The 22,394-nt window shown below is 30.2% G+C and carries 16 protein-coding genes; 12 read left to right on the top strand and 4 right to left on the bottom strand.

Annotated features, from left to right (window positions below):
* Window positions 1-758: 758 nt before the first annotated feature.
* From ACK1U5_RS01110 to ACK1U5_RS01060, 11 genes are all read left to right on the top strand, one after another.
* The gene (locus ACK1U5_RS01110) at window positions 759-1,802 is read left to right on the top strand and encodes a Fic family protein (RefSeq protein WP_001204210.1); all 1,044 of its coding nucleotides are present in this window, start codon (window positions 759-761) and stop codon (window positions 1,800-1,802) included.
* 821 nt (window positions 1,803-2,623) lie between these two features.
* Window positions 2,624-4,117, top strand: a complete 1,494-nt coding sequence (locus ACK1U5_RS01105; protein ID WP_016111429.1) for a spore germination protein — start codon at window positions 2,624-2,626, stop codon at window positions 4,115-4,117.
* A 1-nt stretch (window position 4,118) separates the two neighbouring features.
* A complete protein-coding gene (locus ACK1U5_RS01100; protein WP_016111428.1) occupies window positions 4,119-5,222 on the top strand; it encodes a GerAB/ArcD/ProY family transporter in 1,104 nt (367 codons plus the stop codon).
* Window positions 5,219-6,346: a Ger(x)C family spore germination protein gene (locus ACK1U5_RS01095; protein ID WP_000619985.1), complete on the top strand. Its 1,128-nt coding sequence runs from the start codon at window positions 5,219-5,221 to the stop codon at window positions 6,344-6,346. Before ACK1U5_RS01100 ends, ACK1U5_RS01095 begins: the two co-directional genes overlap by 4 nt.
* A gap of 410 nt (window positions 6,347-6,756) precedes the next feature.
* Entirely contained in the window at window positions 6,757-7,431 is a 675-nt protein-coding gene (locus ACK1U5_RS01090) for a papain-like cysteine peptidase (RefSeq protein WP_113710639.1), read from the top strand.
* 668 nt (window positions 7,432-8,099) lie between these two features.
* Window positions 8,100-8,849, top strand: coding sequence for a sugar phosphate nucleotidyltransferase (locus ACK1U5_RS01085; protein ID WP_000864432.1), 750 nt, complete (start codon window positions 8,100-8,102; stop codon window positions 8,847-8,849).
* A 20-nt stretch (window positions 8,850-8,869) separates the two neighbouring features.
* The gene (locus ACK1U5_RS01080; RefSeq protein ID WP_070756861.1) at window positions 8,870-10,939 is read left to right on the top strand and encodes a glycosyl transferase; all 2,070 of its coding nucleotides are present in this window, start codon (window positions 8,870-8,872) and stop codon (window positions 10,937-10,939) included.
* 82 nt (window positions 10,940-11,021) lie between these two features.
* On the top strand, window positions 11,022-11,981 hold the full coding sequence (locus ACK1U5_RS01075) for an NAD-dependent epimerase/dehydratase family protein (RefSeq protein ID WP_000561952.1): 960 nt from the start codon (window positions 11,022-11,024) through the stop codon (window positions 11,979-11,981).
* Between the two features lie 28 nt (window positions 11,982-12,009).
* Window positions 12,010-13,098: a CDP-glucose 4,6-dehydratase gene (gene rfbG / locus ACK1U5_RS01070; RefSeq protein ID WP_087875630.1), complete on the top strand. Its 1,089-nt coding sequence runs from the start codon at window positions 12,010-12,012 to the stop codon at window positions 13,096-13,098.
* 1,125 nt (window positions 13,099-14,223) lie between these two features.
* On the top strand, window positions 14,224-15,339 hold the full coding sequence (locus ACK1U5_RS01065) for a Rap family tetratricopeptide repeat protein (RefSeq protein WP_000116962.1): 1,116 nt from the start codon (window positions 14,224-14,226) through the stop codon (window positions 15,337-15,339).
* Window positions 15,339-15,500, top strand: coding sequence for a hypothetical protein (locus tag ACK1U5_RS01060; RefSeq protein ID WP_000724116.1), 162 nt, complete (start codon window positions 15,339-15,341; stop codon window positions 15,498-15,500). Before ACK1U5_RS01065 ends, ACK1U5_RS01060 begins: the two co-directional genes overlap by 1 nt.
* 161 nt (window positions 15,501-15,661) lie before the next feature.
* Here the strand turns inward: ACK1U5_RS01060 and ACK1U5_RS01055 are convergent, their stop codons facing one another.
* Together ACK1U5_RS01055 and ACK1U5_RS01050 are read right to left on the bottom strand one after the other, a co-directional pair.
* Window positions 15,662-17,644 (bottom strand): methyl-accepting chemotaxis protein, encoded by a 1,983-nt coding sequence (locus tag ACK1U5_RS01055; protein WP_274415726.1) that lies wholly within the window; start codon window positions 17,642-17,644, stop codon window positions 15,662-15,664.
* An 808-nt stretch (window positions 17,645-18,452) separates the two neighbouring features.
* On the bottom strand, window positions 18,453-18,737 hold the full coding sequence (locus ACK1U5_RS01050; protein WP_069604908.1) for a hypothetical protein: 285 nt from the start codon (window positions 18,735-18,737) through the stop codon (window positions 18,453-18,455).
* Window positions 18,738-19,284: 547 nt separating this feature from the next.
* Between ACK1U5_RS01050 and ACK1U5_RS01045 the strand changes: the two genes are divergently transcribed.
* Entirely contained in the window at window positions 19,285-19,659 is a 375-nt protein-coding gene (locus ACK1U5_RS01045) for a hypothetical protein (RefSeq protein ID WP_000088957.1), read from the top strand.
* A gap of 260 nt (window positions 19,660-19,919) precedes the next feature.
* Here ACK1U5_RS01045 and ACK1U5_RS01040 read toward each other — a convergent pair whose 3' ends face one another.
* The gene (locus ACK1U5_RS01040) at window positions 19,920-20,255 is read right to left on the bottom strand and encodes a hypothetical protein (protein WP_069604906.1); all 336 of its coding nucleotides are present in this window, start codon (window positions 20,253-20,255) and stop codon (window positions 19,920-19,922) included.
* A 1,539-nt stretch (window positions 20,256-21,794) separates the two neighbouring features.
* Window positions 21,795-22,343 (bottom strand): fascin domain-containing protein, encoded by a 549-nt coding sequence (locus tag ACK1U5_RS01035; protein WP_069605380.1) that lies wholly within the window; start codon window positions 22,341-22,343, stop codon window positions 21,795-21,797.
* Window positions 22,344-22,394 lie beyond the last annotated feature (51 nt).

The raw sequence follows: 22,394 nt of genomic DNA, 5'->3' as shown, positions 1-22,394 counted from the left end.
AGAAAAGAGAAAGTATTTAAAAATCTAGTTTTAACTATCAAATTTTAATAATTTATTGTGTTATTTTTATCTAATAAGGCACAGAAACAAAAGATGAACTTCAGTGTGCTTTAGAAAAGGTTCTTAGGGTGAAACGTTTAAAGGGTATTTTAGTACTGGGTTTTTATTAAATGTTCCTGTACCTAATATTTAAATTAACGGATGTCAAAATATTTTACAATACGAGTATTAAACGTTACATATTTTTATATAAAATGATACATTTCATCAACACGCCTCTTCTAATCTTTATGATAAATATAGAAAATTCGGCTCTTTAGGATTTTATTTTAGAATTCTCATAAAAGTATATAATAGATTAGACACATAATTGTCACAAATTAATAGTTTATCTACTTTATGATTACCTATGAAAACTTTATTACCACTTCAATATTTATCGATAAACTAAAGCACTCTATACTTACAATTTCTTAAAACCCTTTTAAATAATCTTTCAAAAGAGTCGCTAGTTTTATATTTTTTATTTTTTTATTGTACATTTGTACATTTGATGTTAGGATTATGCCTATTAAAATTGAATCCTAACGATTCTTCTTTATAATTTCCATGTTTTAATTGTTAAATAAAAATATAGATTCTGATATATATTTAAAATCAGAACGAAAATGTCGTTATTTTACAATGATTTCGTGGAATACCTTTAGAATGGAAAGATATATGCAACAACGTGTTAAGGGCTTACAGGGGGAACAAAAATGAGAGACTTTTTTGATGATAAGTATAAAAATATTGAATTAAAAAGGAGGTTAATAAATTTAATAAGTGAAATTAGCGAATTCAAAGGAAAATTAGCTGCTTATCAGGAACAAAACCCAGACATATTTAATAGCTTAGAAAAAACTATACCACTACATTACATAAAAAATTTCACAACTATTTATGAGGATATAAAAGTTCCTAATAAAAGATTAAAAGAACTTATTTTAGATGATATCGTACCTCAAAATATTTCGGAAGATGCTATTTTTTGCTATTATCAAACACTTTCTTTTGTACATAAAAACTCCTGTACTTTATTAATCAATCCAGCAACTATACAGGAATTACATTTTCAACTAATACATTACATTACCTCTGACAGTGCCAAATGGCGTGAAAAACCTTTTATCATTCCAGGAATTCCAGAACATGGAATGCACTTGAATAGTTACCGCATTCTTCCGCATGAACTTATTCCACAGTTTATGGAGCAATTATGTGATCAATACAACTCATTAAATACTAGTAAGGGGCTACATTCACTTTTATTAATAGCTCGTTTTATATTAAATTTTTATTGCATAGTCCCTTTTAATCAAGGTAATAACAGGCTGGCATTTATGTTAATGCAATTGCTGTTAATTAAGAGTGGACATACATTTGTAAAATATGTATGTTTGGATAAATATATTAAGAAACATGAATCTGATTATTACAATTCGCTTTATAAATCTTCGGTGAATTGGTACTGCGAGGAACATAATAATAGCTTTTGGTTAAAAACGTTTTTAACCATTATATTAGAGGCTTACAAAGATCTTCATAACACAGTTCTAGATTCTATATGTAAACATACTAAAGTTGAGAGAATTCAGGATTTTATACTTAAACAAAAACAACCCTTTACTAAGGAAAGTATTCGTAACACTTATCCAGACATTGCAGAGAGTACAATCAGTAAGGCTTTAAATTCCTTGCAACTGTTTGGCCATATTAAGCTAGTTACAAAAGGAAGAAACGCAAAGTGGATTAAAATTTGACCATACTTTCAAGATATCTGAGCTTCAAAAATTCAATAATAACTTTATCATTGAATTTCATTTTAATTTTAAGCTATTATTACTTTTTTAGTTATTTCTAATTCCAACAAAACAGTTTATAGGAAAAGGTCCGCTTCCCTCCGCCTTTTCCTATAATAAAATTAAATATAGACATAGAATAATTGTCGAAAAAAGTCGTATTTTAATATTTTTTCTTTATTTTCTGGTTGTAAACGTTTCACTTTCATGTTACCATCTTAATCAAACAATAGATGGTAACATGAAAGTATTTCTTTCCCTTAGAAACATATAAACGTACGGTAATATCAAGAAAATAAGGCCAAAGAAATATTTGATACCTACCAAAATAATTAATAGGAATTTTGCGCATTTTTTCTGTTAATTCAGAAAAAACATTTTGTCCCTAAACAAAATTTGTTAGCGCGCAAACTTTAATTACACTAGAACACCCAAATAAATGTACTGTCTTTTTAATTGAGCATTAAGATATGAAAAAAGAGTTCTTCCTACAAAATTCAGCTGATGAACTTAAAGATATCTAAATTACTACCTTAAACACCATCTATTGTTGACAATATATTTATCAACTATGAAAAAGAGCCTATCAAGGGTTCTTTTTTGTTATGATCATTCAAATTTCGATTCTATCTTGATACTTAGATTCCCCCACAAATCACCTCTACTTTTTTTGCTCTCAATTATTAATTTCCGTTCCCAATTTAATTGAATTTGTGAATAAAATTCCATCTTATAAAAATAATAAATACAACTAATCGTTATATATTAAAGAGGTGTCAATTTTGTCTTTAAATGAAGAGATTTTAGAAACTAAAACAGATAAAAACATTGAAAAGATCCAAACAAATAACTTAAAACAACTTAAAAATACACTAGATAATATCTTTGATATTAGTGCAGATTTAATTGAACATCCTTTGCAATTAAAAACAAACACAAATATTTTACTATATTATTTTGAAGGACTTACAGATAGTGTCGCATTAAAAAGCAATGTTGTTACACCATTATTACAAAAAGTGAATGAAGACAGTCAAATATTTAATTCTAATATTATTGCTACTCATACCAAAATAGTATATACATGGAATGAAATTAAAGAAGGATTACTTGAGGGGCAATGTGTACTATTTATGGAAGGAGAAAATCGGTCACTTCTAATAAATACAAAAGGCTGGGCAGAGAGAGCAATTCAAGAGCCAATTTCAGAAGTTACTATTAAAGGATCACATGATGGTTTCATTGAAAATGCCACAAAAAATATAGGCTTAATTCGTCGATATCTTCCTTCTGCAGAGTTAAAAATCAAAAAGTTGACGATTGGAGAACGGGCCACTTCTTTCGTATACTTAATTTACTTAGGTGATGTAGCAAACGCAGATGTAGTCCAAGAAGTAGAAACCAGAATCTGTAAAATTAAAACAGATGCAATATTGAGCATTGGTGAACTATCTAATTTTACAAAGGATCAAAATTGGTCTCCTTTTCCACAGGCTTATTTAAGCGAACGCCCAGATGCTATTTCAAATCATATACTTGATGGAAAAGTAGCGGTGTTAATGGATAGATCCCCTGGCGCAATGATTGTTCCAATGAATTTAATTGGATTCTTTCAAACTCCAGATGATTATAATATTCATTGGCTCGTTGCATCATTTTTTCGCTTATTACGATTTGCAGGATTTATTATAGCTATTTTTTTACCAGCATTTTATATAGCTATAGTCTCTTTTCACTTTGAAATCATTCCTATAGATTTATACACTTCTATTGCAACGTCAAGAGTCAAAGTCCCTTTCTCTCCCTTATTGGAAGCTTTTATAATGGAAATCACACTAGAAATGCTACGTGAAGCGGGTATTCGCTTACCACAACCAATTGGACAAACCATTGGAATAGTTGGAGGAATTGTAATTGGACAAGCGGCTGTTCAAGCTGGTCTTGTTAGTAACGTTATGGTTATCATCGTATCTATTACAGCCATTGCTTCATTTATTGTTTCTAATTATGATTTATCAAGTTCTATACGCCTTATTCGTTTTCCAATGATGTTATTGGCTTACTTTTATGGCATTGTAGGTATTGTTAGTGGATTAATGCTCTTATTTGCTCATTTTGTTTCACTAACTTCATATGGTTCACCATATGGATTGCCAATCGCGCCATTTCGTCTCCAAGAGTTAAAAGATTCTTTTGTAAGATTTCCTATTTCTATGCTTACCAGCCGTTCGAGTACAGGGCAGCCGAAACAAAGAAAGAAAAAAGAAGGTGGTTAACATGGGGAATCTTAAATTTAAAAATATAACTTTATTCGAATTTATTATTTTCATCCATTCGCTGCAACTTGCATCTGGTATGTTAATTATGCCAAGCCCACTTGCAACTACTGCTGGCACAGATGGCTGGATTTCAATCATTCTTGGATGGATGGTTACTTCTATAATCGGTGTATTTATTATATTAATGTTACAAAAAAATCCTAACAAAAATTTCTCACAAATCTTAAAAACATACTTTGGTAAATGGATAGGGACAATTCTTTTTCTTACATATGCCTTTTATCTATTTTTTGCTGGATTTAATACTTTATTAAAGGCAACTGATATTGTAAAAGTGTGGATATTCCCTTCCACTCCTGCTTATCAAATCACCATATTATTACTATTACCTTTTATTATTTTAGCCTTGAGTGGGTTAAGGGCTCTTACTAGTTATTCTATGCTTGTTTTCTTCTTCACTACTTGGATGCCACTATTTCTTCTTTTTTCACTAAAGAGTAACTACAATCCTTTACACCTACTACCTATTTTTAAAGAGGGATTATACCCTATTTTAAAGGCAACAAAAGAAACTATTACTCCTTATGCTGGCTTAGAAATTGCATATTATATATATCCGTTCTTACAAAAAAAACAAAAGGCCATAAAAGGACTACTAATAGCGAATACTGGAACCATGTTTTTCTATCTATATGTTACTATTCTTTCTTATATATACTTTAGTCCAGAGGGGATAAAAGACGTAATTTGGCCCGTATTTCATTTGTTACAAGGGGTTCGTTTTTCTTTCATGGAACGATTAGAAATTATTTATATCGCTTACTATTTAATTGTATTCTCCACTACTTTATATCCGTATTTATTTTTCAGTTTTGAATCTATGACCATATCACTTCAAAAAAACGCCCGAAATTGGGCGCTGCTTGCTTTTATGTTATTTATAGTTGGGCTATTTATTTTCCTAAATCCCGATGTGGATCAATATTTGTTTATATATTCTCTTATGGATATCTTAAATGTCATTTTCTTTATTCTATTACCAATCTTATTTTTCGCTTACAGTATTCTTTTTACTTGGATTACTAGGAGGAAACAACTTTGATTCGAAAATGGATATGGATTGTAATTTGTTGTGTGTATATAATTGGTTGTAGTCAGAGAATTCCTCTTGAGAAGGTTTCATTAATCCTTTTAATTGGCTTGGATAGAACCTCTAATGGAAACATAAAAGTTGGAACAAGCATACCACTCTTTCATCATAAGCAGCAAAAAAGTACTATAGAGCATTGGACACAAGCATCAACTGTATATAATGGATTCAGTAAGATAGATACGAAGTTAACGGGATATCTGACAGCTTCCAAAGCTGAAATCATTTTAATTGGGAAAAAATTAGCGCAAGAAGCAAATTGGTTGCAGGAGCTTGATTCTTCTTACCGTGATCCTTACGCTACCATTAATGCTAAAGTAGTACTTGTAGATGGGCCTGCAGAAGAAATTTTTAAAATTTATAAGCCTAGTAAACCATCACTATCATCTTATATAAATGGTGTAATCGAATCCTCAATTCAAAATAACCAATCCGTCTCTTCTACAATTCAGCAATTAATGAGAGAACAAAATGAAGATGGAATGACGCAAACTGTTCCAATTATCAAAAAAACAAAGAATGAAATCGACACAGTAGGAATTGCATTTTTAAATCGAAAAGGGAAATATTTGACTTATATCCCTAAAAAAGATGTTAAATTTTTCAATCTTATAAATAAGCCAAAAAGTAACGGGCGAATGATACTACACCTTGCACTTCCTCCTAAAAATTCCAACAAAAAAACAAATACTTCTATCTTCGTACAGAACGCGACAAGGAAGGTAGATGTTACTTTTCAAAACGGAAAGTTTGTATTTAATCTCGATATATATGCTAATGTAGCTTTAATAGAAAAAACCAATCCTAATTTAATTAAGGGGTACTATGATAATAAAAAAAATATAAATAATTTAAAAAGTGCTATTCAAAAAGAAATTAATAATAATTTACAAAATATGTTGTATGAAATACAGCAGAATAAAATTGATCCAATCGGATTATCCCTATATGCTAAAGCATTTCAATATAAAGAGTGGAAAAAAGTAAAAGGAGATTGGTCGCAAGCGTTAGCAGAGGCTAAAATAAATGTAAAGACACACGTCAAAATAAAAGATACTGGGACCATTAGAAATTAGTCTAATATTTAATAGCATTTCTTAATAGAATTTTCCCTCTTCAATAATTATTATGTAAAAGATACTAATTCAAAGAAAGATCTAATGGTTAAATGCTAACTACTAGATCTTTCTTTTTATCTAAGTATTTTTTTAGGATTACAATTTTCCTATAGTAAACAAGCACAGGTTTCTAAATTAAGTTACTGGAGAATATATAACTCTGGTGCAATATCCCTACCAGCTTTCATTTCAATAATAACTCCATGATATAACGTCAAAGATGAAATCCCTCAACTTAGGTATTTGACTTTTTAAATTTATACAAATGTCTTAGCTCTATGTACTGTGATATATAGGTCCACATCAATATGTTATTGCATCATATACTGAACAGATAATTTAAATTACTTTTATAAAGGATGATGAGGATGAACTTAGAAGATATACAAAAATCCTATGGCGTAATTGTAAGTTTAGGAGGATTGTGTCAAGTCACCAACCAAATCAAAAGACACAATTTAAGAACATTTTCTGGACCTTTAGATTGGTTTTATTATCCATCACTTTCAGATGTAAACAGATTACTTCAAAATCGATTTAAAAAATTTATGAAGTTGGAAAATATGGTTATAGAAGGTTCAGAAAGTTACGGTCTTATTGAATCAGAATTTGATAATCAAATTAAATGGGCAGAACGAATTACCTACTGTATAAAGGACACTTATTATAATTGTTTTTCAATGCATGATTTTCCTATTAATTCAGAAAAGGATTTGAAATCAACCTATCCTTCTTTTAAAGCTAAATTAGACACTAGAATTAATCGATTCCTTGAAAAAATAAATAGTAGTGAATCCATTTTATTCATTAGAATTTGGGGAAATCGAGATGAAGCGGTTGAATTACAAAACGTATTATCTAAAATTACAAATAAGAATTTTAATATCCTTATTGTTAATTTCAAGGAGGGTATATCTAATATTGTTGAACAAAATTGGGGAATATCGCGAGTTTGTTCAATTGAACTCCCACGTTATCAGGATAGATGGGAAGGTGATGATTCCGATTGGGATGTTATTTTAAACAAAATAACATTAACTTAATAATTTTCTTCTTACTTTTAACATGATTTGGTCCGTAAAATCAAATAGGTGTAGAGAAATAAAATTCCTGTCTAATTGATACACACTTAATTAACAAAACGTTCATATAATAATTCGTAAGTCCTTCTTTATTGAATAAATAGTTCTTTACAAAATTAGTTCTATCACTAGAGCACCTTTATGCGGTGCTCTTTTTTGAATTTATAAAATGTAAAAATAGTTGTTCCATTTTCCTTCAAATGGCTAATTCCCTTTGTTATTCTTCTGTTGATTTCTGTATAATCATTTATGCGATCAGCATATTCTGCTTATGTAGTGCATTCACGACTACTTACTTCCATACTTTATCTTATATTTTGTCTTCTTGGATATTTCATTATAAGCTTCTTCAATTCCCTTGATTTCCTTCCCCTTCTTTTATCTTAAGAACAAGCAATTTCTTTCATTAATATTAAATAAACTAAAGCATAGATTTTAAAAGAACCTAATTTACATATAATTAATGATAAACTACAATGTGTATTCTCCACGTTTAATCAACATCTGAATTATAAATCTAACATATTTTTTTTAGTTGATTGTCATTATGGTACAACCGTGTATACATTTACCAAACAAACTACATAGTTTAAATTAGTAAAATATATTGAGAGGAAGGAAATAAATCTATGAAAGTCATAATTTTGTGTGGCGGAAAAGGGCTTCGGATGCAAGGAATTTTAGAGGACATTCCCAAACCATTAGTTCGAGTTCAAGGAAAGCCTCTCCTCTTGCATATAATGAATTGGTATAGAAAATATGGACATTCTGATTTCATTTTGCCCTTAGGATATAAAGGTGAGAAAATTAAGGAATATTTTATGGACTTTAGCTGGAAAGAGAATGACTTTAGTTTGAATTTTAAAACCAGTCAATATACGCTACTTCAGAAATTAGAAAATTGGAATATACACTTTATAGATACAGGAATTGATACAATGACCGGGGCAAGACTAAAAAAACTTGAATCCTTTGTACAGGGTGAAACCTTTTTATTAACTTATGGTGACGGATTAGCCAATATAGATATTGATCAACTAATAGCATTCCATAAAGAAAAAGGAAAAATTGCTACATTAACTGGAATTAAAAAAAATAGTCAATACGGCCTATTGGCGGTCGAAGATGGAATTGCTATTGATTTTAAAGAAAAACCATTACTTGATGAAGTAATTAATGGCGGTTTTTTTGTATTTAACAAAGAAATATTCGATTATTTAAGTAATAATGATGATTGTGTTCTAGAAGAAGATCCTCTTCGAAATTTAATAAAAGACAATGAGCTCGCAGTCTATGAACACAATGACTTTTGGGCTAGTGTCGATACACCTAAAGATTTAAAAACTGTAAATGAAAGTTGGAATCCAAATAAATTTTAGTGGAGAGGACTGAATAAGCATTGAACTCTAATGATAAAAAAATAAGTTTACCTCGATTGTATATCCCCTCTAATGAGAAAATAGTTAACCCACTTTCAACAGGAATTAAAGCTTCAAATCTCTCCAAAAAAAATACTCAAAAAAGAATTGATCCCCAATTCTATAATCAACAACATGATCTAAATAATCATTTCTGCGTCATTGTAGGTAGTGAGTATGTCTTGAAAATTATTGCTTTACAGCAATCATTAATGCAGTACTCAGAAAAATTCACATTGTGGATTTGTTGTATAGATCCTTTTGCATATTCACTATTAAAAGAAATGAGTTTAATTAATGTAAACCTTTTACAAGTTGAAGAATTGGAAGATCGTGAACTAAAAGCAATTAAGAGAAAAAGAAAAGTAAATGAATATTGTTGGACTTTAAAATCTGTCTTGATAGAATATTTATTGGTCAATTATGATTTACCATCTATTCTATATTGTGATGGTGATTTATGCTTTTTCTCTGACCCTAATATTATTTTTGAGGAATGGGGTGACCATTCTATTTTCCTAACCCCCCAAAGAGATCGTGATTGGGTAGAAAAAATGTATGGAAAATATCAGGCTGGTCTAATTGGATTTAAGAATGATCTCTATGGACTAAAAAGTGTAAGATGGTGGAAAAATAAATGTATAGATTGGTGCAGTGCCGAGGCTGAGGAGGGGAAATTTGGAGACCAAAAGTATTTAGATTATATCCCTATATATTTTCCAAAAGTAAAAATTTCAAATAACTTAGGTATAAATGCTGCGCCTTGGAACTGTATATATAATAACGATTATAAAATTGACAAGACTAAAAACGATATATTTATTGAAAACGACAAACTAGTTGTTTACCATTTTGCATGTATTACTATCTTTACTGAAAATGATTTTGATCTTTGGTCTTTGGGAGAAATTTCAATACCCAATAATATATTAAACCATATTTACACTCCGTATTTAGAGAGAATTCAATTTGTTTTAAAGCAATTAAAGGATAAATTCAATAAAGATACTAAACAATTTTTAAGTAAAAAAGATATAAATAAAGCTCAAACTTTATATAAAGATTCACAATTAAGAAGAAAAATGAATCAATCCAATCATTTTATGAACTTTTCCATGATTATAAGTAAAGAACGATTAATTCAAGGATTGACCTCCTATTATTCCTTAGAAAATTTCAACGCTAAATTTACTGTATGGATTTGTTGTATGGATGATTTAACTTATCAAATATTAGAGAAATTAAAATTAAAGCACGCCATACTAATTCCGGTAAAAGAAATTGAAAATCATGAGCTCCTCAGTATAAAAAATGATAGAAGTTTACAAGAATATTGTTGGACATTAAAAGCGCCCCTATGTCTACATGTCCTTAGTCTTTATCCGGAAGTTGATCACATTATATATTGTGATGCTGATATGTATTTCTTTACAGCACCGAATATCATTCTTGATGAATGGTGGAAGTACTCTGTATTCCTTTGCCCTCAAAGAAGCTCTACTGAAATTGAAAGCATACACGGTATATACCAAGCTGGTTTAGTAGGCTTCAAAAATGATCAAAATAGTAAAGAAATTTTAACATGGTGGAAAGATAAATGCCTAGAATATTGCAATAATCAATATGATGTTGAAATGAATAGATGGGGTGACCAAAAATATTTAAATCACATTCCTAACATCTTTTCTAATATAAAAATCATGACTCATAAAGGTATTGATGCAGCACCTTGGAATGTCATTTTAAATAGCAGTTCTATATCCAAAACAGATAATAAAGTTTTTATTGATCAAGATGAATTAATAGCTTTTCATTTTGGAAGTATGCAAATTATTAATCCAAATGAGTTCGATTTATGGAAACAAGAAACTTTAGAATTACCTCCAGCAGTTTTAGATTATATATACATTCCTTATATCGAACAATTGAACAAGACATGTCATACCCTTCATAATACTTTTCAAAAATCTCCCTCCTCTTTATTTGCTGACCAAATTGATACAACAACAATAAAAAATTATTTTAAATACCCCTCCCCTCATCACAATTAAGACTGATACTTTCCTTATTTAAAAATAAATCTATTTATTTCAGCAACTAAAAATACATCTTAATAAAGGATAGATTATCACTATGATTGCTTCATTTAAAAATAAAACTTTCCTTATTACTGGTGGATACGGTTTTATTGGTTCTCACTTGGCACGAAGACTTTTAAATTTACAAGCAAAAATTGTTCTTTTCATAAGAACACCATCAAACTCTTGGAGACTAAAGGATATTCTAAAATATATTGAAACCTATGAAATAGATATACGAGATAAAAAACAAGTACAAGATGCAATAAAGAAAATTAATCCCGATTATATCTTTCACCTGGCAGCCTATGGTGTAAATTCTGCCCATACAGATTACATCCATGCTATAGAAACAAATGTTATAGGGACTTGTAACATTATTCAAGCAGCAAAATTGGTGAATTGTAAAAAAATCATCAATTTTGGGAGTAGTTCTGAATACGGTAACAAGATGGAACCTATTCATGAAAATATGTTACTAACTCCTGTAGACATCTATGGAAGTACCAAAGCTGCTGCTACTATACTGGCCCATCAAATTGCTAGCGAAAACAATATTAATCTTATAACATTAAGACCTTTTGGCATATTCGGAGAAGGCGAAGAGCCGCATAAAATTTTTAGCTATATAATCTTGCGAGTATTACAAAACAAAGATGTAAATTTAACTTTATGTAATCAATTAAGAGATTATTGTTATATAGAAAATGTAATAGATGCCTGTATCCTAGCAGTAGAAAATACTACTGTACAAAATGAAATCTTTAATATTGGGAGCGGCACTATTCACCCCTTGAAACATTATGTAGAATTATTATTCAAACATTTGAAAACCAATTCCAGACCAAATTACGGTGCAATTTCCTCTAGAACAAATGAAAGATGGGTTCCTGAAGCGGATGTGCAAAAAATAAAAAACTCTCTTTCCTGGGAACCTAGAATTAATATTGAAGAAGGAATTATAAAAACTGTTAATTGGTATAAAAATAATAAACATTTATACCTAACTCCCTAAAAATAGGGTACTAAAGGAGGTGGACTAATTGTTAAACCAAAACTTTAATAATGCTTTTTACGGAAAAAGAATTTTAATTACTGGACATACTGGTTTTAAAGGTTCTTGGTTATCCCTATGGTTGAATGAATTAGGTGCTGCTGTAATCGGATATTCATTAGATTCTAAAAATAAAAATGATAACTTTAACATTACTAACCTTCAAAATAATATAATTGATATTCGTGGAGACATTAGAGATTTTAATAAATTAAATAAGGTTTTTACAGATTATAAACCTGAAATTGTATTCCATTTAGCTGCCCAACCTCTAGTTAAGTATTCATATGAATATCCTAGAGAAACATACGAGGTAAACGTTGTAGGAACTATGAATGTACTAGAGGCAATTCGATTACATGAATCAGCTAAAATAGGAATTATGGTGACAAGTGACAAGTGCTATGAAAATAAAGAATGGCCTTGGGGTTATCGTGAAATTGACCCTATGGGCGGCCATGACATATATAGCTCAAGCAAAGGATGCTGCGAACTTTTAATTTCTTCCTATCGTAATTCTTACTTTTCAGAAGAAAAATTTTCTCAACACAAGAAAATAATTGCAAGTGTTCGAGCTGGTAATGTAATTGGTGGTGGTGATTGGTCAATAGATAGAATTATTCCCGATTGTATACGAGCATTAGAATTAAACAAAAAGATTATTATTAGAAATCCTACTGCTATTAGACCCTGGCAACATGTACTAGAACCTTTAAGCGGGTATTTACTCCTTACAGAAAAAATTATAAATAATGGTATCCTTTTTTCAGGAGCATGGAACTTCGGGCCATCCCTAAGCAATATTGTTTCAGTAGAAAAATTAGTGACCAGTTTACTAGATATTTGGGGCTGCGGGGATTGGACAGCAGAAAATATAGGTCCAATAAATTTTCATGAAGCAAATTTACTAAACCTTGACATTAGCAAAGCAAAATTCAATCTTAATTGGCAGCCAAAATGGTCCCTACAACAGACTTTAGAAAATACAATAGAATGGTATAAACATTATAATTCTTACACCAGTTCTGAGATGAGAAATCTATGTATTAGCCAAATCAAACAATATTGCATGCTTTGAACTACTCCCACTTACCCATACTTGCTGTGAGTTCCTTATGGAGGGAGTCTTCTTGGTTAAAATAATAAAAGATACATTAATTTTTATAGTCTAAATTATAAACCTACTATACCTAAAATTATGTGATTGTCCATTAACAAAAATTTTATTTCTTCGGTTATTTCAAATCAACTATTGACATTATATTGAAGAATAAAGGAATCACGTATTTTTCTAGTGATTCCCTTGTTCTGAGAAAATAATGTCTTGCTTTAACGACAATACAGTATATGTGATTATTAATTTATTTGTTCTAGTTATGAAAAAATCTATTCCTGTCAAAAGAGCTTTCTTCAAAGAAAAACTTCCTTTTTTTCTACTTATCCTACTCGAAAAGTAAATAATGTTATTTTTCAGATGATTACATCTACTATTTATAGAATTACACTGAGCTTTAACAAATTTATGCTTATATATTGATTCTCTTATTTATTATCACCAATGTTGATGAATTTATGCATAGCTTATTCTATACACAAATAGCTTTTTGAATTATCTTTTCAGAATAAATAAAGGAGACTTTCTCTTTTATGCACTTTCCCCTTACCATTCTTAAATTTCCCTTTAATCAACAATAAGAACAAATCTTCAATATAGTACATCTTCTATAAAATAAAACAAAACCATACGTAAGATAATTTTACTATTACAAATAATGACATAGTCTGTTTCACCTTTTACATTATCTAAAAAAGAACTTGTAGGAATTCTTACAAGTTCTTTTTTATTTCCTTTATTCTCTTCTTATTTACATACGCAAGATTTATACATTTGGTGGTGATACATACTATATTTATCCGATAAAATAATCTAAAAATTAACACGTAATTGATCGTTTTAAGAAAAAGAAATTTCATAAATTTTCAATCACAGTTTCTTAGTTCACCTAATAGAACGTATAAAGACTCATATCATCTTTTGATTATTTTTGGATGTTTTATTCTACGTATATTCGACACAAATTGATTGTTTTTTATGAATTTTCTTGAAAAATATTGTAATATCACTCCATTTTTTCTTCTATTTTGTTATGATGTTTATAATTAAATTGGATTAGGATTTTTTTAGAAAATGGGGGCGTATATTATGAGTGTCTCAGTAAAAGGAAATGAGCAATTAACCTCTCTATTGAACGACTGGTATCGATCTATGCTATCTCAGCAAGTTATAAAAGCTACTAATCTAAAAAAGAAAATTGATGAAAAAATTAATAAGTTAAGCATTGAACCGAATCAAGAGCATCAGGATCAAAATTTGTTACTATACTATTCACTACTCGAATTTCGTTACAAGGTCTTAACAGATAGCCTTGGTATTCAACAAAATAGTTTTGATACTATTAGCGATTATGATATGCCTACAGATCAATTTCTACAATTCTATTATCATTTTTTCAAATCCATTCATTCCACTTTTATATCAAATTATACTGAGGCAGAGGAACATTATAAACTAGCAGAAAAAATATTGGTAGCTATACCAGATGAAATTGAACACGCCGAATTTTACTATAGAATTGCTACTTTCTATCACCATACCTATAACAATCTCGCTTCTATCGAATACGCAAATAAATCGAGAGCAATCTTTTCAAAGTACGAAGGTTATGAAGTAAAAACAGCCTTTTGTAATAGTTTGCTAGGTGGTTGCTGCATCTATTTAAAACAGTACGAACAAGCAGAAGAATATCTACATTGTGCAATTGATTTACTACAAAAAAATAGGGAAGAAGATTCCTTGTTATACGTAAAAAATACTATGGGGTGGCTGTATTCTGATCAAAGTATGTCTACTTTAGCTATTCGTCACCTTTCAGAAGTAACAGAGAAAATCCCTACACACTTCAAGGCCATCTTCCTACAAGCTAAGGAACATTATAAGTTAGGAGAACAATCAACGGCCAGCCAACTCATTGATAAGGGACTACAGATTTGCAGAGAGATTCATAACGAAGAATATACACACCACTTCTCTATTTTAAAAAAATTAAACGAAAATATTCCATTGGAAGAATTAGAAAAAATCATTCAAGAAGGAATCTTATACTTTGAGGAAGAAGAATTATGGGAATATGTTGTCGAATACGCCGAATTATTTGCCACAAAATGTAGACAATTAGAGAACCACCAAAAAGTAAGTGACTATTTCCATATTTGTTATCAAGCAAGACAAAAATCAATCGCAAAAGGAGTGTTAAAATAATGAAAAAAATTAGCTTATTATTATCAAGCATTGCTTTTATTGGGGTATTAACGGTGGGAATTTTTCAGTTTTCTAAAACAGATCAGCTTGCTACTCATGGGCATTATCCTGCTCCTTCATATAGTGTTGGCGATTATGGTGGTGCACCACCACAAATTTAATGTAAATGTATTTAAAAACCCTCCAAATGGAGGGTTTTTAAATGGCTTATCTGCCTGTTCAATACGCATAGAGAGTACATATTATACTTATTTACTATGTTATAAGATTTTTCATTTCCACTCTGTAACAAGATTCTAGCATTCTCTCCTAGAATCTCAACTTAAATCTTAAATCCACCAATTAACTCTTGAAGTTCTTCCGCCATCTGTGCTAATTGTATTGCTGAAGAATTTATCTCTTCCATAGAAGCATGTTGTTCCTCAGATGAACCAGCTATCGTTTGCATACTTGAAGAATTTTCTTTTACAGCCATAGCTATTTGATCAATCGATGTATCGACTTTCATTGCATCAGTAGTCATTGTATTAGATAGTTCCACCATACCATGCACTTTTGACACAATATCATTTGCAGATTTTGAAATCTCATAAAAACTTTGTTTTGTATCGTTAGCAACTTTAATTCCCGACTGTACTTCTACGCCTACTTCATTCATAGCTTTTACAGTCTCATGTACGTCTGCTTGTATTTCCTTAATTAAACTTCCAATTTCCATTGAAGATTCGGATGATTGCTCCGCCAACTTTCTAACTTCATCGGCAACAATTGCAAATCCTCTCCCCTGTTCCCCAGCTCTAGCTGCTTCAATCGCTGCATTTAATGCTAATAAATTTGTTTGTTCCGCAATATTTTGAATCGCTTCTAATATACTGCCAATTTGCTGTGATTTCTTATCTAATAATTTTATGACATTATCGGATTGAGAAACAGAGTGATGGATAGACTGCATTTGTGTTACAGTTTGTTCTACTAATTGTTCACCTTCATTGGCTTTTTGTTTAGTGTATATGGATGAAGCCGATACTTCAGAAGCATTCTCAGCTACGTATTGAATATTTCGTGTTACCTCACCAATTAATTCAGCTCCAGACTCAACTTCATTATTTTGAACCTCTGCACTGTTCGAGATTTCTTCCATCTCTTTTGTAATTTGTTCTGTCGCAACACTTGCTTGCTCTACACTAGCAGTTAGTTCCTCAGAAGACGCAGCTACATGTCCTGCAGATGTGTTAATTTGAGAAATAATATTACGTAACGACTCTGCCATTGTATTGAAACTACCACCTAATTGACCAAGTTCATCCTTTGAACGAATATCTATTTTCTCGGTTAAATCTCCTTGACTAATTCTTTGAGCTGAAATGACTAATTGTCTTAGTGGAGTAATTATAGATTTGAGTATGAATAGAATTACAATTCCACCTAACAATAATGAAGCACCTATTATAGTGAGCGTTTTATAAAAAATAGGATTGGTAGCTTCTTCAATTTCTTTCGTAGGCATTACGCCAGCTATTTTCCAACCTGTTTTTTTATTTGTCTTAAAGCTTATGTTTCGATCTTCACCATTGAGGCTATAAGTAATTACTCCATCTTCTGTCTTGTACAATTCATCCACTAAAGTTTTATCTAATTTCTCTCCAGGTTTTAGTGATGGATGAACAACTATAGTTTTATCTTGACTAACTATAGATACAAATCCTTGCTTCCCAATTTTTATCATTTTGGATGTTTTTACGATATCTTTAATATTCAAATCTACGCCAATGACACCACTTTTATCTGCATTCTGCTTTGCAATTGCAATTACCATATTTCCTGTAGACTTTGATTTATATGGAGATGAAACAATAATCTCTCCATCTGCTTTTACTGCATCCTTATACCAACTGCTTTCTAGCGGATTAAACCCTTCTGGTATTTTTCCAACAGGTGCATGAATAAATTGATTGTTACTGGATGCCGTATAAATCGTTTCTATCTCTGGATGTAACTGTATATATTGATCAAATTTATTCTGTACATTTTGCGATTGTTCAGGATTATAATCCCCTTGTGTGAGTACCTTTGCAAAATGAGTGATATCTGTATGCTTATTTTCTAATTCATCATCAACAATCTTATCTAAAATACTTATATTATCTTTTGCTGATTGTAGAATTGTTTCATTAAGATCTGTTTTTGCTTTATTATAAGATGATACTCCTACGATAAGGCTTGGTATAATTAATATTGCTATAAATGCCATAGACAACTTCGTTTTAAGCTTTATTTTCTCCAATCTTTCTTTTATATTAAACACTAGCTACTTCTCCTTTTCATTTTTACTACTTATATAGTTTATTTAAATTTTTCTCCTTTACTTTTCCACATTCATTTATGGTACCATTCGAAATGAAACCACAATTACATCCTATTATCCGCACTTTATAATTTAGAGATTTAATTTTCACAGACAGAGTTTTATCTTCCCTCCTTTCGAATATGTTATTTTTCTAGATTCAGCAATTATTAGACTACGAATTATTCCAAATAAACTTGATGCAACATATACTTCATTTAAAAAATAATTATTGGATTTGTTTGGATAAAAATCTAGTTTAGCGCTAATCCAATCGGATGAAATTCTTACCATAATACATTCACTAAACATAAATAAGTAAATTTATTTCTTTTAATACTTATATTTAACTGCCTTTTAACCATTCTAACTGTATTATTTCATCGTTTTATCTATTTATTACAACCACTTTTGTATTATTGAATCACTAAACTATAAATTCTAAATAGGAGAATAAAATAAATTAGAGAATTACATTGTAACACATATATATAAGTTGTTAATATTAAAATTTAAAACTTTACTATTTTTCATATGCAATATTACATGCGAAAAGCCATAATTTTTTTGTTATACTATGCATGTGGATTTTTCATCCAAAATCCACCCAAACGCATATTTATGTATATGCCACCCTAATTGATGAAAGTGAGAAGAGTGTTTATCATTTTTCTCACTTTTTTATTTAGGCTCTGTTAATATTGATTATTGATAAAAAGTATTAAATAAGGGAAGACACCTTAGAGTTGGTGCTTCCCTTATTTGTTGATTATGCAAATCTAAAATAGGTATTTTCTAAACCTATTCTTTGCTTTAATGTTCTGCCCAAAGCATAATTATTTGGTAATTCTTTTTCAATGACACAAATAATATAACCTGCTTTTCCTGTTGTTAAATTAGTTAGTTGTAAGTAGTTAGTGTTGTCGTAGATATAAGAAATAATATATTCATAGAAATTATTTTCTTTATCTTCTCTATTCATACCAACATTGTACACCCTAACTCTTACTCCTACCCAAATTTCCTCATCATCATCAACATTACTTAAAGGCATCCATTTCGAGTTATCCAATATTTCACCCTTTTCTTAATTCATTCGTTTATACACGAATGTTGCTAGACACAAACTATCATAAGCATCCGTCATTTCATTGATTAGACGACCACCGACAGAGAAAAAAGACTCAACATAGCTTTTTACCCATTGAAACACTTGCTCTTTTAGTTATTTTTACATTTTGAATCTACGAAAATGAATTCCCTTATAAAAACTCTAACAGAGAATCTTCCTTCCAAATTTCACCTAGGGAATTATTTGTTTTCCAAAAAACCTACCAACATCTTTATCAACTCATTTTAGAATATTTAAACAATAATTCCATATACATTACCTGCATAAATTATTCATTTTCTTTTATATAAGACCTACCTTTTTACTTTTGATAGATTATTAGACATTGGATTATTATACATAAATCCCAAAAACATGCGGTATTTTGTAGAATTTTGTCTATCAATATGTATGTACACCCTTTTGTAGTGGATATAGACTGTGAGGTGTAAGGAGATACCTTACAAAATAATAAAAAGGAGATTATAGAATGAGTAGATTAACAAAATTCTCAAAGTTAGTATTTGCAACTTTAATCGCGGGAAGTAGTCTAAGCACCTTTGTTTCGTCACACAGTGTACAAGCTGACACCTTAGATCCTAATTACCAAGACAATATAAAATTCATACCACCTTCTAGTGCTAGGCCAAAATTGGAACAAAAAAACACTATTGTTCCAGAAGCAAAAGTTGTTAAAAACCATTATGTAAAGTACTCTAAAGCACATTTCCAAACTAAAGAAAGTATACCAAAAGAGATTTATTATTCTTCAGAAGGCTTTAAGGGCTATATACAGGCAAGTACCGTTTGGGATATGGGAGATCATTTCGCAACACTATATTCCGGAACCGTTATTCGATGTTAGACTTTTAATCCATTCTCCCCTAATGCTTAAAATGGTTAATAACTCACTGCCAATACTGTAATATCTATTGTTCATAAAATAAACCACAAAATCTTTCGATTTCATGGTTTATCAAATATAAAGATAATGCTAAACGAATACTCTAACATTACCTTCCCCAAAGTTAATTATAGAGTATTTTCAAAAAAAAGACACTCTTGTAGTGTCTTTTTTATAGTATTTTAAAAAGAATTCCACCTACTAACACCTTTTTGTTGCGCCTATTCGTTTATTTCAATAAAATACTTTTCCATCTCGTATATGCAATAGACAATGATAGCTAAACTCCAACTGACACTATAATAATTATGTGTGTAGAAGTCATAGCCCGCTTTAATACCTTTCTCTATTACAACTAATGTAAATCCTAAAGCCACCCATCTGTTAATTTTCATCTTTATAAACGTTAAAGAGATAATTATTAAAAATAAAATATTTGTAAGATGATTTATCATTAGCTCATATTTTTGAATGTATACTGCCATTATACAAGCAACGATATTAGTCGCAATGCCAAAGGCAATCACCGCTCCCCAAACCCTGTCCGAAAGTCCCACTCCTGAGTCAGTCCCTTCCTAAACAAATATCCCTTTCTTTAATTCGTTCCTACACCCTATTCAAGATATGCTAAATTATCCTTGTCTGATGAATATCTATTTATCTTTTCATATAGAGTAAACAAAATTTCTACCCATAATTTTTTCTTTATTAGACAAACTATGTCTAAGCCGTTTGAACTAGCGGCTTCACTCTTCTGGTAATGAGATAGCACAATTTATTGAATTGACTAACTCATTCAATCCACTGGCACCGGCAGGCAACAAAATAGTTGTCTGCCATTTTCATGTATACTTTTTCTAATTTCATTACAAACCAAATGTGTGCTGTACTGATTTCAAAAGGACAGCATTTCATTTTTAAAAATGTAAAAAAGATAAGATCCTGTCTACTTTTGGTATAGGACTTTTTCTTTTCACACATACTATTTTTGAACCTGTTTACCGATACGTGTCCTAATGGTGTCTTGAATTCCTCCTAAAAAGGGCTGCAGATACGACTGCATGCCCTTTTATTTACGTTGCTTCTCTATATTGAGTAAAATAATTAAAAACTAAATATGTAATATTACATATTTTTTCTGTTCAGATTATGTTAGGATTTACTTCGTAGTCGAATTATGGTTTCGTATCTAATTCAGCAATATGTGAACTGTTTACCTAAAGAAAAGACACCCAAAAGGTGTCTTTTCTTCTTTTAATCTAAAAAACATTTTTTCTGTTCAGTAAGATCCAATTATCCCTCTAACCTAAACCTCATAATTAAAGGCAATTTAATCATGGTACTCAAGAGTTTTCATCCATTTCAATATACCTATAGCTTAATTTAAAATCACATTTCCAGCACTATATTTGCTTTCCTACAGATTTTCTGTCTTGTTCTTAATTCTGTCAAAATCCTCATGTAGCTATACAAAGAATATATGCTACTATGATATTAAGAAACTATGCGTTCCCTTAACCCTGTATCCGGCCCTGTATTTATTACAGGGTCTTTGTTTATTTTATTTACTTTTATTGGCTTATAAAGGTTAATACACAACCAATTTCAATTAAAACCGTTTAAATGTTAGTTAGAATTTGAAATAATATATCTATTAACTTTTTTAACAAATGTAATCTAATATTAAATTTCTAAATCTATACTGTACTATACACCAGTTAACACTATATAAATAGTATTAACTATCTTAATTGAATATTAGTAATAATAAGTATAAACATTATCAATTTACTACATCTTACATTTATGTAAAAATAAATACATGTTAAGCTTTTTCAAAATCTTTCCCCTAATAAAGATTTGAAGTAGCATTTCATGATTCTCCTTACTGTTAATATGCCTTGAAAAAGAACCCTATAGGGTTCTTTTTCTTTTCATTATAACCTCAGTAAGTCCATGCAAAAAGGACTGCTAATTATTTGCAGCCCTTTTACACGTTAATATACACTTGTATTACATGCTTAAAACTTTATTGTATTAGGTATTTATACCAACTAAACATGCCATTATCATTTAGATATATAACACTTCAAGGTTTAGAAGTATACAATAACAAATCTTTCCCAACTTCCAGCTACATAACTAGTAGCTGTTAATTCTCTACCACCATTTGCTGATATATATCTACCATTACTTAGTGCTTGTAATACATATATCCTATTGTCTCCACCATTATATAAGATAAACTTTTCCCATGCCCCAATTGATGTACGATCTGCTACTACTCTACCGTTTGGCTCAAACGAAACGTACTTTCCATTACTTTTTGCTTTTAAAGCAAACGTATATAATTCCCCAGTCGGAATTAATTCAAATTTCTCCCATTCATTAACTGCATTACGATTTGCTACTACATTACCCGATGGCTCAGCAGAAACATATTGTAAATTTGCTGCCTGTATAGCAACTGTCCAACTTCCATTAAATAAATTCACGCCTTTTAGTGAACCTGCTCTTGATAGATTTGCTGCCGATACATCATTCGATGGTGTAATCATCAATATCATTAAAACCATCGGCAACATCATTAAAACTAACTTTTTTGAGATTGTATTACCACTTGCACGTGTTATGAACCTCTTCATTCCCATTCCTCCCTTAATATGCATAGAACTCATATACATCATACCAAATAT

This window comes from Bacillus sp. XB1 (assembly GCF_053557995.1).
The sequence above is the reverse complement of the archived record's forward strand: the minus strand, read 5'-3'. Positions and strand labels throughout refer to the sequence as shown.